Below are 14,127 nucleotides of genomic sequence, written 5' to 3'. Positions count from 1 at the left end.
CGACGTTCAGCTAATGCTCGATCGCGTGGAGGTTTGGTGCTTGTTGGAGATAGATAGCCTTCAAGTGGCCTTGCGCAGCATGCCCGGCACTATGGCGAAGATTGAGGCTGTATTCGAACGCGTTCGATCAATCGTCGGGGCCTCTGCCGATACTGAGCTTCGGGGCGGTTCTTATAGCGGGTGTTTGGAGAGGACATCGCTACGCCATCGCAACCACGCGCGCTGAACCGCAAGCGACCTGATGGGCGCGCTGACGGTTCCCAGGACGAAGCATCTGGCTGCCATCACCACGCCCGATCCTGCGGGCGACCTCATGCGCGCGATCGAGGCCTTCGCCGGCATGGGCTCACACATTATACGCTCGGGCGCTGCCAGCCGACCTCTTTGTGCGCCCATGCCTCGCGCAGTGCGGCTCTTCCGGAACGGGGCTGCGGCGGGCCCGGTCGGTCAGTCTGGTTCCATCTCCAGTAGCGATAGTGCGCCATCGACGAGGCGGATGATCTGCCGTTCGGTCAGCGTCGCGCGCAGAACTGCCACGTGGGAAATGATGGTGCCGATCAGCGTGTTGAATGCAAAATCGCGCACTTGTTCCGGTGTGCCTGGGCGGGCGCGGTCGAATTCTCGCAAAAAATAGGTCTGCTCGTTCCGGCCATGGCGGGCCAGGGCGGCGGCGAGGTCGGGGTGGTGTTCGGAGCTGACCGACATCATCAGGGTCGCCGGGCCGCGCGGGCCGGCCATGTACCTGCACAGCGCGTGGGCGTGCGCGATCAGGACGTCGCGCGGGCTCATCGTATCGTCGGTTCGCGGTTCCACCCGGCGTGAGGTCTGGCCCAGGATCGCCTCGACCAGTTCGGCCTTGTTGGCGAAGCGGCGGTACAGCGTCGACCGGCTGCACGCGGCAAGTTCGGCCACACCTTCGAACGTCAGCGCTTCGTAGCCCTTTTCCGCGAGGATTCGCCACGTCGCCTCTGCAATCGCAACGTCCTTTTCCTCGTTGCGCGGGCGGCCTCGGCCGCGTGGCGGTGCCTCTACTTCATCATTCATGCCGATCGTCCCCTCGTTCTCACAAATCTGTCATAGAATAACGATACACGCCCGTCTCGTAAATCGAAACCATGAATGGGGATTCGGGTCGTGATTAAGAAACTTGCCTTGTTTTCCAGTGTCCTGGCGCTCAGCGTCGGGCAGGCTTATGCGGAGGAGGCCCCATCGCAAGCCCTTCCTTCGGATGATGGCGCGGGGGACGGAATCGTCGTCACCGCCCGCAAGGTAAAGGAAAAGATCGGCGACGTGCCGCTCGCCATCACCGCGATCGGTGGTGACGATCTGCGCCGCAACGACCATATCCGGCTGGAGGATATCAACCAGCTGGTGCCCAGCACCAACGTCGTCGTCACCAACGGCCACCAGACCAGCATCTCGATCCGCGGCATCGGCAACAATCCGGGCAGCGACGGGCTTGAGAACAGCGCGGGCGTCTTCGTGGATGGTGTCTATCTCGGCCGTCCGGGCATGGCGGCGAGCGATCTGATCGACATTGCGCAGATGGAAGTGCTGCGCGGCCCGCAAGGCACGCTGTTCGGCAAGAACACCACTGCCGGCGCCATCAACATCACCACCGAGCTGCCGCAGTTCGACTGGGGCGGCCGCGCCGCCGTCACTTACGGGCGCTTCAACTACCAGCAGTATCAGGGCACCGTTACCGGGCCGATCAGCGACGATCTGGCCTTCCGCCTGACCGGGTACGACACCACGCGCGACGGCATCGTCACCGACATCACCAACGGCAAGAAGGTCAGCGACCTTGGCCGCCGTGGTGCGCGCCTGCAGCTGCTCTACAAGCCGTCCAGCGATCTCAGCATCCGCCTGATCGGCGAATATGCGCGCGAACAGCAAAGCTCCGGCGCGGTTACCGTGATCCCCAGCTGGGGGCTTACCCCCGCCGCGATCCAGACCAAGCTGACCGCCACCGGTGCCACGCTGGCCGTCGATCCCGATGGCCTGACCACCGCCGCAGGCGGCCCCTACAGCACCGGCACGCGCCAGGGCGCCGGCTCCGCCGAAGTGAACTGGAGCTTCGGCAGCGGCTTCACGCTGACCTCGCTGACGGCCTACCGCTATTGGCAGTACGATTCCGCGTCGGACACCGAAGGCAGCAGCGCCGATGTCATGTACGGCGGCTATCACATCAAGGACAACCAGTTCACGCAGGAAGTGCGCCTTGCCTTCCCGCGCATGGGTAACTTCGATGCGGTCGCCGGTGTCTACTACTTCCACCAGAAGGTCGATACGACACAGTACGTTTCCTACGGCGATCAGGCGGCAGCCTGGCTGGCCGGCATGCCGACGGCGACTATCAAGGCCTATGCGCCCTATTCGGCGGCACTGGCGACTTTGCTGGCCTACAACGGCACTCGCTGGGACACCAAGGCCGCGCCGGAAACCAACAGCATCGCCGGCTTCGGGCAGGTCAACTGGCACGTCACCCCGCAGTGGAACATCACCGGCGGCTTGCGCGTGACGTATGAAACCAAGCAGGAAGACGTGACGCGCCCGGTGCCGGTCAGCAACGATACCGGCCTGCCGGTTGCCGCGCTGGCATCGCAGGCGGCAGGGCCGATCCATGCCCGCATCTCCAACACCGCGCCTTCGTTCCTGATCAGCACCGACTATCGCTTCAGCCCAGAAGTCATGGTCTACGGCCTGGTATCGCGCGGGCAGAAGGCTGGCGGCCTTAACACCACGCTGCCGCCCACGGGCCTTGGCGCGGATGCGCTGAAGGTCGATCCGGAAACGGCCACCAACTACGAAGTGGGCGTGAAGGGCGATTTCCTGAACCATGCGCTGACCGTGAACCTGGACGTGTTCCGCACCGACATCCGCAACTATCAGGCGAACGTGCTGATGGAAGTGGGCGGGCAGGTCGTCCAGTTGCTGACCAATGCCGGCAGCGCGCGCACGCAGGGCGCCGAGGCGGAAGCGACGGTGCAGCCGTTCAAGGGCCTGACGCTACACGGCTACGTCGCCTACAACGATGCCAAGTACCGCGAATATACCGAAGGCCCCTGCGCCGTGGAGAAGACCGGTCAGGCGACTTGCGATCTTTCGGGCCGCCCGATCGCCGGCGCCCCGCGCTGGACCACCGGGATCAACGGATCTTACGAACATGAGTTGAGCGACACCGTTACCGGTTATGCCAGCGCCGAATACTCCTACCGTTCCACCTACTACGGTTCGCTGGACGATTCGGAACTGACCAAGACTGGCGGCTACGGTCTGCTGAACTTGCGTGCCGGCCTGCGCTTCGGCGATCGCTGGGACTTCTCCGTCTGGGGCCGCAACGTCACCGACAAGAAGTACGCCACCAACTACTTCAACTACGGCTCGGTCCTGCCGGGCACTTACGTCGCCTTCTTCGGCGATCCGGCGACTTACGGCGCGACGCTGCGCCTGCAGTTCTGATCCTTCTTTCCAGACATAACGGAGCCAGCATCATGAAAACGCTTTCCCGCCTGCTCGTCGCCTGCACCTGCCTGACCGGCGTGGCGCTTGCTGCGCCCTCGGCCTTCGCCGCCGATAAGGCTCCAAGCAAGGCTGCCGATCAGAGCTTCACCATCGCGGTGATCCCGGACACGCAGAACTACGTCGATTACACCCACCAGACGGCGGAAGGCTTTGCCTTCGACGCGCGTCAGATGTTCCTGGACCAGATGGCCTTCGTGGCCGCCAACGTCCAGAGCGCGGGCGGCGACATCGCCTTCGTCGACGGGCTGGGCGACAACTGGCAGCACCAGTCGATGCTGATCGATCCGGCGCATGAAGCACGCGGCTTCAAGCGCGTGGCCAACCCGATCATGGACGGCCACTTCGCCCCCACCGAAAAGGTGCACACGGTGGAAATGCCCGTCGTCAGCCAGGGTTGGGACCAACTGAACGGCAAGGTGCCGTTCTCGGTGGTGCCGGGCAATCACGACTATGACGCGATGTGGACCGATTCCAATCATCCGGCCGCTGCTCAGTTCAAGGACATGTCCAGCATCGGCATGCTCCATTCGGGCGGCCTGTCCAACTGGAAGAAGGTGTTTTCCGACCAGTCGAAGTACTTCAAGGGCCAGTCCTGGTACGTCGCCAGTCATGACGACGGTGCCGACAGCGCGCAGATCTTCACGGCGGGCGGCTACCGTTTCCTGCACATCGGCCTGCAGTTCGATGCGCCCAATTCCTCGCTGAAGTGGGCGGCCGAAGTCATCAAGCGCTATCCGGGCATGCCGACGATCGTGTCGATGCACGACTTCCTCGACACTGCCGGCAACCGCCTGCCGAACCCGATCATCGATAACGCGGCGGTCGACCCCGAAGACAACAGCCCGCAGATGATCTGGGACAAGTTCATCAGCCAGAACGACCAGATCTTCATGGTCCTTTGCGGCCACGAACATGCGCAGGCGTTCCGCACCGATGCCAACAAGGCCGGCCATCCGGTCTATCAGGTGCTGGCTGACTATCAGGACCGCGCGCAGACTGCCAAGGACGCCGGCGCCAAGATGGAGCCCGGCATGGGCATCGGCGACGGCTGGCTGCGACTGATGACTTTCGACATGGGCGCCAAGGTGCCGCAGGTGAAGGTCCGCACCTACTCGACCCACTACAAGCTCAACAGCGTGGACGCGCCGGACTACGCCAAGTGGTACAAGGCCGAGGAAAAGCCCAAGCTGACCGACGCCGAATACATGCAGGCGGACGATTTCACGATCGACCTGACCGACTTCCGCGCGCGCTTCGGCAAGCCGAAGGTCGCGGCCAAGTAAGCATTCCTCCACGGGGGGCAGGGCACAAAGCGGGCGCGCTCGAAAGGGCGCGCCCGTGGCGTTAGATCCGGTCGCCGGTTGGCTGCCAGATCACCCAGCTTCGTCCCTGGGAGCCCTAAAGGTCGCGTGGCAATCAAGGGACGACCTATACCGCCCTGGATTGCTTCTCCCGCTGCGCGGGTTCGCAATGACGACGGGAAGAAACGGGTTTCAATCGGGCGATGAGGGATCGGACTCTCAGAACGAGCGGCGCAGCGAAATGCCCGCCGAAGTCGTATTGCCCGCCAGCGCATTGAAGCTGCGGGTGGCGTAGAGGTCCAGCCCCAGCTTGTCGGTGATCCGCATGTTTGCGGTGGCGCCGATTTCCCACCAGCCATCCTCGATATGCCGGGCCGGCATGATGCCGGTCATCGCCGCTTCTATCGCTTCTTCCCGGCTGCGTACGAGCGGTTCCGAAACCGCATTGCTGGTCCAGGCGCGGGCGACGGAGAGGCCGACGTATTGCTTGCCCTCGCGGCCGAAGGCGTGATCGATCCGCAGCGTGGCGGCCGAACTCCAGGTGGGCTCCTCGGTTTCCAGGTCGATGACGTTGGACTCCTCGGGTGCGGGGTGGAGCAGGCGGCCGTGCGCGTAGGATACGGTCATCGTCGGCGTTGCGAACAGGCGGCTCCCCAGCGGGAAGACGCGCCCGAAATCGCCGCCGACCGAGTAGTAAGGGCTGCCCTTGGCGCCGGTGCTGTTGCGCTTGCCGGCATCGGTGCTGATGCGGCCATAGTCCTGCCAGCCATAGCTGGCCCAGCCATCCACCACCCAGTTGTCGAAATTGCCGCCCGCGCCGATGGTGCCCACCAGATAGTCGGACGGCAGCGCCGTGTCGGCCTGCAACAGCGTGCCGTGATAGCGCATCAGCGAACCGCGTACATAGCCGCGCCCGATCTGGCGCGTCAGGGCCAGCGATTGCCATGAACCGTTGGGGCCATCGTCGCGGTTGCTGATGCCGGCCGCTACCGCCAGGCTCCACGGCGTTGGCGTATCGGCGGCGGCCTTCGTCGTCGACGGAGTAGCGGCGTCTTGGGAACTGGCGGCATCCTGCGCCGCGTCACCGGCCGTCGCCGTGATCACGGGAGCCGTGCCGTTGACCTGCTGAGAGGTTTCCTGCGCACAGACGATGCCCGGCGCCGAAACCGCGAATGCCGCAGCCATGCCCGCCAGCAGCGGGCGCGTACCGATGGTCAGGCGCATCAGGCTACGGCCTTGAGGCTCTGGTCGAAGGCGGCGGGAACGGCCAAGCGCACGATGAAGCCGTCACGCGTGCGGGCGAAGCTGACGTCCCCGCCATGCGCGCGCGCGATAGAGCGGCAGACGGCCAGGCCGAGGCCCGATCCCTTCTGCCCGGATTTGCGCGCCGAATCGGTGCGATAGAACGGTTCGAACGCGCGATCGTATTCTTCCTCGGGAATGCCGGGGCCGGTATCGACGATCTCGGCCACGGCCTCGCCTTCATTCAGGCTGACGCGCACCTTGGCGCATTCGCCGTACTTGATGGCATTTTCCAGCAGGTTGTCGAGCAGGCGGCGGATGCCCACCGGGTCGACGTCCACCGGGATATGCGTGTTGCGCTCTATCGTGACGTCGCCGCCCACCAATCGCGCATCGGCCACGCTGCTGGCGATCAGTTCGGCAAAGTCGGTGCGCTGGCGCGGGCCGGGGGTGGAGGCATCGCGGATGAAGCCGATGACCTGGCTGATCATCGCCTCCATTTCGGTCACTTCCTTCAGCAGACCGTCGCGCTGCTCGTCCGGAACGTCCTCGATGCGGAAGCGCAGGCGGGTCAGCGGCGTGCGCAAGTCATGGCTGATCGCGCCGACCATGGCGGTGCGATCGTCCACGAAGGCGCGCAAGCGGTTGCGCATCTGGTTGAAGGCATTGGCGGCGCGGCCGATCTCCGCCGGGCCGGACAGCGGCAGGATCGTTGCCGAGGGATCGCGGCCAAGCTGTTCCGCCGCCTGCGCGAATTCGCGCAGCGGCAGGACGATGCGGCGCGCGAACAACCATGCGAAGGGGCTGATGATCGCAAGGCTCAGCGCGAACCACAGCATCACCCGCTTCTGCCACGCATTGGGGAAGGGCTCCGCACGCGGGGCGACGGCGATCCACTGCCCATCCGGCTGGCGCAGCGCGGCCACGAAGTCGCCTTCGATGAACGGCGGGGAGGTGAGCGCGAAGATGTTGCCGGTGGCGTGGCGGAACGGAATCGGTTGCGGCGTGCCGGGCACGGCCGGCAGCGGCTGCGCGCTCGCCACGTCGGCGGGACGGACCGGGGCGGCGGTTTCATGCGGCGTCGCGGTAACAAGCGGAACCGGCGAGGAGGCGACCGGCATCTGAACCGGCGTCGTGCGCGCAGCCGGCACGGAGACGGCGGGCGTGGGGGCCGGCGTCGATGTGGCCTGCGGCGGCAAGGAAACGCGCGGCAGATCGCTCATCGCCGGAAACTGCGGAACCTGTCCGTTGGGGCGGCCGAAACCGCCGCCTTCAAAACCGCCGTTGCCGGCCCCACCGTTGCCGAAGCCGCCATTGCCGAAACCACCGGGCCTGAAACCTTCGCCGACATTGCCGGGCTGCCCGGTTGCCTGTCCGGCGCCCGCGCTGCCGGGAGTGCTGCCGGGAGTGCTGCCGGGAGTGTTGCCGCCGACCGCGCCCGTTCCCGGATTTCCGGGCTGGCCGCCCGGATTTCCGCCGTTTGGACTGCCGGGCGTCTGGCCGCCGGGATGACCGCCGGGCATGTGGCCGCCCGGCATGCGGCTGCCGGGCATCTTGCCTCCGGGAACCTGGCCGCCGGGCATTTGCCCACCGGGACGGCCGCCGGGGAATTGTCCGCCGGGGAAGTGGCCACCGGGCATGCCGCTGGGCCCAGGCATGCCGCCGGCGGGTGGACCGCCGGGGATCGACTGGGCATCGGCCTTGCCGACCAGCATCGTCGATAGCGCGGAAGGCGCCGCCGGGTTGTCGCGCACCGCCAGTGGCGAGCGCGAAGTGCTGGGCACCGCGACGCCGCCAACCGGCAGCTGGGTGTAGAACGCCAGCACCACATCCTCACGCGCGCGGCCCAAACGATGGGCCAGCGCCTCGCGCGAGGATTCGGAGACGAGCCAGCCCTGCCCGGTAACGTCCGGCGGGCCGATCATGGTCTTGCGCTCCAGTCGTTCCAGCCGCTCCGCCGTGTCGGCACCGTTTTCGCCGCCGCTGAGGGCGTGGACGACATCCTCGATATTCCAGCGCGCGGTGGGGCTTGGCGGCAGCACGACGGTAAGCGCCAGCGTCACCAGCTGCGCGCCGATAAGCGCGCAGACAAGGATGGCGATCATCTGGATCGCCAGCGGCAGGCCGATTCGGTTGGTGAGGCGGGGCGGCATCATGGCAGCGCCCTTGCCACGATTCCGCGGCGAATTCGAGGCGCGAGCGCGCATGGCATGGAACATGGAATTTGCGGAGCGGGCTCGAAAGAGAGGGACACTGCTCTTCCGAACCCGCTCCGCGCCTCCACCGCACGGCGCAAGGCCGATCGGTGGAGACGGTCACCCCGGGTCCTGTCCAGCAGCCGTGTCCCCTGATCCGGGGCTGGAAGGGAATCTTTGATTCGCGTCCGATGAGTATAGCTTATCGGGCGTGATCCGTCTTGCTGAGCCGCGTAGCAGTCGGATGTGACACTTCGCGGAACGTTGGCCATGCATTTCCAATGCGATGGCCAAGCTGAACCGTCTCTGATGCGGTCGCTCAGGAAAGATCCGGGACCATCGGCGGGCAGGGCGGGTGCGACTACGTGACCTGCGGCGCCGATGGTCCCGGCACCGTCCGGCGCCTTGGCGGTGGCGTAACGGACGGCGTTGCCGGCCACCATGGACACAGGGAATCGGCGTGCGGACCTGGCGGGGGATGCCATCGGGCCGCAGCCGCCTGTCGCCCGTGGCAGAACCTGGCGAACTGGACTGTTCATGGGAGGCTAGGTCGGGGTTGGAGTTTGCTTCGCGATTTCACGGAGGTTGCGGCCGTATTTCAGTTTGTCGCAACCGGCGTGCCGATGTGAAATGCGGATGGCACACAGGGTTCCTATCCGGCTGCAATGATCCTAGAACATCCTGCGATGGATTTGCAGACCCGCATACTTATCGTCGACGACGACGAGGGCATTCGTTCTCTTATCGGCGAGTTCCTTGGCAAGCACGGCTACGCGACCGAGACTGCCGCCGATCCCGACGCCATGCGCGCGTTACTGGCCCAGCAGCGCTTCGACCTTATCGTGCTGGACGTGATGATGCCGCGCGAGGACGGGCTTACGGCCTTGCGCCAGCTTGGCCCCGATGCGCCGCCGGTCATCATGCTTTCGGCGGTGGGCAGCGATGTCGACCGGATCGTCGGCCTTGAAATGGGCGCGGACGACTATCTGGCGAAGCCTTGCAATCCGCGCGAACTGTTGGCCCGCATCCGCACCGTCCTGCGCCGCCGCGCTGCCGCGGCGCCGGCCGCGCCCGGCGCGCCGGCACAGGCGGCGGCAATCGTCGAACATGTGCCTTACGAGGGCGAAGTGCAGTCGGGCGAAGTGCTCCGCTTCGCCGGCTGGCGCATGGATCTGGGCCTGCGCCTGCTGTTCGATCCGAGCAATCGGCTGATTTCGCTGTCGGACGGCGAGTTTCGCCTGCTGCGCGCATTCGCGCAGCACCCGCGCCGCGTGCTGACGCGTGACCAGCTTCTCGATTGGTCTCGCGGCGAGGACAGCGAGCTTTACGATCGCGCCATCGACGTGCAGCTCTCGCGCCTGCGTCGCAAGCTTTCGGACGGCGACGGCGGCGGCGATATCATTCGCACGGTGCGCAACGAAGGCTATCTCTTCGTGCCGTCGGTGTCGGGCTGATACACGCCGCGATTTCCTGAAACATTCCGCTACATCCCTGAAATCAAGCTGAAATCCCGCCGCAAACGCGGGCTTCCAGTGCTGCTCCCTGCATTCCCGCGTGCAGCCTCCATGTCGGCTGGCGCGGTGCGAGGACGAGGGAGTGAGCGGTGGGGAATCAGCACGAGACCGAAGATCATGATCGTGGCCTGAGCCACGACATCGGCGTGATTACCGAACGATTGATGGGCCGCCGCCGGGCGCTGGCCTTCCTGGCGAGCGCCGGAACCGCAGTGACCGTGGCAGCGTGCGGGGGCGACGATTCGTCGTCCGGCTCATCCGGCACGACCAGTTCGTCGTCCGGCAGCACCACCGGCTCGACATCGAGCACGTCCAGTTCGACCACGACCTCCTCGACATCGAGCACCAGCTCCACCTCGGGCGGATCCTCGGGTTCGAGCTGCATCGCCGATCCGACCGAGACCAACGGCCCCTATCCGGCAGACGGCACCAATACCGCCAGCGGATCGACCTCCAACGTGCTGACCGTCAGCGGTATCGTCCGTTCCGACATCCGGTCCAGCTTCATCAATTCCACCACCACGGCTACCGGCGTTCCGCTGGAAATCACGCTGCAACTGGTGGACGTGAACAACGGCTGCGCGGCGATCGCCGGCGCGGCGATCTATGTCTGGCACTGCGATGCCTACGGCCGCTACTCGCTCTATTCGAGCGGGGTGACGACCGAGAGCTATCTGCGCGGCGTGCAGGTCACCGACAGCGAGGGCAAGGTCACTTTCACGACCATCTATCCCGCCTGCTATTCCGGACGCTGGCCGCACATCCATTTCGAGGTGTTCCTGGACGGGCTGACTTCCGCCAGCACCGGGCGCACTGCCAGCCTGATCTCGCAGCTGGCGATGCCCGCCGCGACCAATACCGCCGTGTTCACCGGAGACAGCCGCTACACGGCCAGCATCGCGAACTACAACGCGATCACGCTCTCGTCCGACAATGTGTTCGGCGACAACACTTCCGCGCAGATCGCGCAGATGACCCCCAGCCTGACCGGCACGGTCACCGCTGGTTACACCGGTTCCGCCCTGATCGGCATCGCCGGCTGACCACGGGGGCCCATGGCCCCCGTTTTTCCACTGCCCGTCCTTCTACTCGCCCCGTTTTCCTCCTGAAAGAGTGCGATAACTCATGAAATCTTTGCATTCGTCGACCAGCGTCGGTGCGCTGGCCCTGGTGCTGGCCGCCAGCCCCGTTCTTGCCGCCACCACCGTGTCGACGTCCACCACGACGCCGCTGGTCACCTCCACCGCGGGCGATACCACCGTAACGACCAACGGCACCATTACGCTGGCCAGTGGGAAGGCGGTGACGGTCGACAGCAACAACACGGTCGACGTCGAGGGTGCGGTTGCCGTGGGCGGGGCCAATGATGCGGCCGGGATCGCCGTCAACGCGGGCACCAACTCGACCGTGACGGTGGGCGAGGATGCAACGATCGCGGTTACCGAAAGCTACGTCCCTGCGGACACGGACAGCAACGGTATCGCCGATGGCGCCATCGCGTCCGCCAGCAATCGCTACGGCATCCATGTGCTGTCGGGCGCGGCCACCAGCGGATCGATCTCCAACGCCGGCGCGATCACGGTCGAAGGCCTCAATTCGGGCGGCATCGTCGTCGATTCGAACTACACCGGCAACATCACCAATACCGGCACCATCAAGGTGATCGGCGACAACTCCGTCGGCGTGAAGACGCAGGCCGTGGATGGCGATGTGACCGTGAACGGCACCGTAACCGTGGTGGGCGCGGGCGCGCAGGGGCTGGTGGTCAACGGCGACGTTTCGGGCACGGTTACCATCCAGGGCACCGTTGCCCAGGCGGCGTCTTACACCGATGACGACAGCGCCACGATCGTGCTGTCGCGCACCGCGCTGCGCACCGGCAAGGCGGCGGTGGAAATCACCGGCAACGTTGCCGGCGGCATCTACATCGCCGCCCCGCCGGTGGATGAGGATAGCTCCAATACCGACGAGGATGGCGACGGCGTCCTGGATTCGGAAGAAGGCACCGGCGTCGTCACCGCCTATGGCACTTCGCCGGCGATCCAGATCGGCGGCACCACGGATATCACCGTGGGCGGCGTGTCCAGCAATTCGGGCACCTACTCGCTGGCGATCGACGGCACCGTCACCTCCAACGCCTATTACTCGAACACCAATGCCTATGGCGTGGTGATCGGCGGGCAGGGCGGCAACGTGACGCTGACCGACGGCATCGGCGTGACCGGCACCCTGCGCGCGACGACGTATGACGCAGCTGCCTACGGCCTTGTCATCAATGCGGGCAGCACCGTCACCAGCCTCTACAACTCGGGCGCGATCGGGGCCGCGATCTCGTCTCCGGGCGAAGGCACTGCCGTGGCGATCCAGGATCTTTCCGGCACGCTGACGACGATCAACAACACGGGCTATATCAGCGCATCGGGCTCGAGCACGGACACGCTGACCGCCATCGATCTTTCGGCGAACACCACCGGCGTCACCATCAACCAGTACCTCAATTCGGACGATGCCGCGACCAGTGCCGACTATCTGGACGACAACGATACCGACACCGATCCCACCGTCTATGCCAGCATCACCGGCAACATCCTGCTGGGTTCGGGCAACGATACGGTGAGCGCATCGACCGGCAAGATCACCGGCAACATCTTGTTTGGCGCAGGTGACGATACGCTGGCGCTGTCCGGCAACACGATCTACACCGGCGATGTCTACTTCGGCACCGGCACGGCCACTGCATCGCTGGCCGATACCGCCACCTTTACCGGCACCATGGACTTCGCGGGCGAGAACGGCACGCTCACGCTGTCGGGATCGTCGGTCTACACCGGCAACTTCGCCAATGCGGACAACCTTTCGGTCACCGTCAACAGCGGCTCGAAGTTGACGGCGGAGAAGGCCGAGACGATCGACTTCGGTTCGCTCACCGTAAAGTCGGGCGGTTCGCTGGGCGTCTATGTCGACACTTCGGCCGGCACCAGCTCGCTGTTCAACGTGGCTAATGCCACGCTGGAATCGGGCGCGAAGATCACTGCCACCGTCACTGCACTGGGCGATGCGGAAGGCACCTACACGGTGCTGACCGCCAGCAACCTGAATATCGAAGGCACGCTGGATTCGAGCGATACCGACCTGCCGTTCATCTACAACGGCGATGTCACCACCGACGCCAACAACGTCTACCTGACCATCGCACGCAAGACGACCGACGAACTGGGCCTCACCCGCAGCCAGGCATCCGCCTGGGATGCCATCTACGCCACCGCGCAGAACGATGATTCGCTGACCGAGAGCCTGCTGCAAGTCACCGATTCGGCCACGCTGAAGTCGCAGGTTTCGGGCCTGCTGCCCGATCACGCCGGCGGCGTGTTCGATGCCGTCACCACGGCGGACCGCATGGCCACGCGCCACCTTTCCGACGAGACGACGATGTTCGACATCTCCGACGTCGGCGGCTGGTTCGAGCCGATCTACTGGCGCACCAGCAAGGACGCGGGCAGCACCGCCGCCTACAAGACCAGCGGCTGGGGCCTTTCGGCCGGGTTCGAGCGGCACACCGATCTGGGCTACTTCGGCGTTTCCTACGCCTGGCTCCAGGGCAAGGTGACCGACAACGGCGGCACCGGCAATCTGGACGTCGGCCAGCATGACTTCGGCGTGTTCTGGCGCACCGCGAAGGGGCCGCTGATGGCCTGGGCGCGCCTTGGTGCATCGCGCATTTCGGTCGATTCGAAGCGTACGTTCACCGGCACGATCGACGATTCGGACTTCACCTACACCGCCAGCGGCAAGTGGGACGGCTGGCTGCTTTCGGGCCTTGCCGGGGCATCGTACAAGTACCAGGCATCGCGCCGCTTCAGCCTGAAGCCGAAGATCGAGCTGGAGCAGTACTGGCTGAAGGAAAACGGCTACAGCGAAACCGGCACCAGCGAAGCGATCGCACTGACCGTTGCCGACCGCACCAGCAAGGAAACGACCGTCACGCCAACGCTGACGGCCGCCTATTCGCTGGGTCCGATCTCGCCCGACTGGCGCCCGCTGACCTTCCAGCTGGAAGCCGGCCGCCGCGAAGTGATCTCGGGCCAGCTGGGCAGCACCACCGCCTACTTCAACGGCGGCGATACCTACGATGCCGGTTCCAGCTTCACGATCACGCCGGAAAGCCTGAAGGGTGCGTGGATCGGCGAAGTCTCGATGCTGGCGGGCGGGTACGACTTCACCTGGAAGATCTCTGCCCGCGCCGAACAGACCACCTGGTCCACCGACCTGTCGGCCCGCGCCTCGCTCAGCGTCGCGTTCTGACGGTTCGGGAAGAAGCCTGATTTGATGAAGGCGTGGTCGGACTTCGGT

8 protein-coding genes are annotated in these 14,127 nt (G+C 65.3%); 5 read left to right on the top strand and 3 right to left on the bottom strand.

The genetic code is table 11. The annotated features are described in order from the left end of the window. Positions 1-447 precede the first annotated feature (447 nt). A complete protein-coding gene (locus tag WBP07_RS11415; RefSeq protein WP_395391170.1) occupies positions 448-1,044 on the bottom strand; it encodes a TetR/AcrR family transcriptional regulator in 597 nt (198 codons plus the stop codon). Between the two features lie 90 nt (positions 1,045-1,134). Here WBP07_RS11415 and WBP07_RS11410 point away from each other — a divergent pair, with 90 nt between their 5' ends. Both WBP07_RS11410 and WBP07_RS11405 read left to right on the top strand, forming a co-directional pair. Further along, positions 1,135-3,462 (top strand): TonB-dependent receptor, encoded by a 2,328-nt coding sequence (locus WBP07_RS11410; protein WP_395391169.1) that lies wholly within the window; start codon positions 1,135-1,137, stop codon positions 3,460-3,462. Positions 3,463-3,494: 32 nt separating this feature from the next. Continuing rightward, positions 3,495-4,808 carry a serine/threonine protein phosphatase gene (locus WBP07_RS11405; protein ID WP_395391168.1) on the top strand — a complete coding sequence of 438 codons (1,314 nt, stop codon included), beginning with the start codon at positions 3,495-3,497 and terminating at the stop codon, positions 4,806-4,808. Between the two features lie 237 nt (positions 4,809-5,045). Here the strand turns inward: WBP07_RS11405 and WBP07_RS11400 are convergent, their stop codons facing one another. Together WBP07_RS11400 and WBP07_RS11395 are read right to left on the bottom strand one after the other, a co-directional pair. Continuing rightward, the gene (locus WBP07_RS11400) at positions 5,046-6,050 is read right to left on the bottom strand and encodes an autotransporter domain-containing protein (protein ID WP_395391167.1); all 1,005 of its coding nucleotides are present in this window, start codon (positions 6,048-6,050) and stop codon (positions 5,046-5,048) included. Next, complete coding sequence (locus WBP07_RS11395; protein WP_395391166.1) at positions 6,050-8,224, bottom strand: ATP-binding protein; 2,175 nt, start codon at positions 8,222-8,224, stop codon at positions 6,050-6,052. The genes WBP07_RS11400 and WBP07_RS11395 overlap by 1 nt, the downstream gene beginning before the upstream one ends. Before the next feature lie 725 nt (positions 8,225-8,949). Here WBP07_RS11395 and WBP07_RS11390 point away from each other — a divergent pair. From WBP07_RS11390 to WBP07_RS11380, 3 genes are all read left to right on the top strand, one after another. Then, positions 8,950-9,717 carry a response regulator gene (locus WBP07_RS11390; protein ID WP_395391165.1) on the top strand — a complete coding sequence of 256 codons (768 nt, stop codon included), beginning with the start codon at positions 8,950-8,952 and terminating at the stop codon, positions 9,715-9,717. A gap of 149 nt (positions 9,718-9,866) precedes the next feature. Further along, complete coding sequence (locus tag WBP07_RS11385; protein WP_395391164.1) at positions 9,867-10,820, top strand: intradiol ring-cleavage dioxygenase; 954 nt, start codon at positions 9,867-9,869, stop codon at positions 10,818-10,820. 82 nt (positions 10,821-10,902) lie between these two features. Beyond that, on the top strand, positions 10,903-14,079 hold the full coding sequence (locus WBP07_RS11380) for an autotransporter domain-containing protein (protein WP_395391163.1): 3,177 nt from the start codon (positions 10,903-10,905) through the stop codon (positions 14,077-14,079). The last annotated feature ends 48 nt before the right edge of the window (positions 14,080-14,127 follow it).

Origin of the sequence: Novosphingobium oxfordense, assembly GCF_044029435.1 — a bacterium.
In the GTDB taxonomy this organism is placed as follows: Bacteria; Pseudomonadota; Alphaproteobacteria; order Sphingomonadales; family Sphingomonadaceae; genus Novosphingobium.
Note: the sequence above shows the minus strand (reverse complement) of the source record. Positions and strands in the feature narration are given on the sequence as shown.

What these genes read in the sequence shown, in the direction of transcription:
- WBP07_RS11415 (WP_395391170.1), bottom strand. Translation starts at nt 1,044, where the DNA reads ATGAATGATGAAGTAGAGGCACCGCCACGCGGCCGAGGCCGCCCGCGC.
- WBP07_RS11405 (WP_395391168.1), top strand. Translation starts at nt 3,495, where the DNA reads ATGAAAACGCTTTCCCGCCTGCTCGTCGCCTGCACCTGCCTGACCGGC.
- WBP07_RS11400 (WP_395391167.1), bottom strand. Translation starts at nt 6,050, where the DNA reads ATGCGCCTGACCATCGGTACGCGCCCGCTGCTGGCGGGCATGGCTGCG.
- WBP07_RS11395 (WP_395391166.1), bottom strand. Translation starts at nt 8,224, where the DNA reads ATGATGCCGCCCCGCCTCACCAACCGAATCGGCCTGCCGCTGGCGATC.
- WBP07_RS11390 (WP_395391165.1), top strand. Translation starts at nt 8,950, where the DNA reads ATGGATTTGCAGACCCGCATACTTATCGTCGACGACGACGAGGGCATT.
- WBP07_RS11380 (WP_395391163.1), top strand. Translation starts at nt 10,903, where the DNA reads ATGAAATCTTTGCATTCGTCGACCAGCGTCGGTGCGCTGGCCCTGGTG.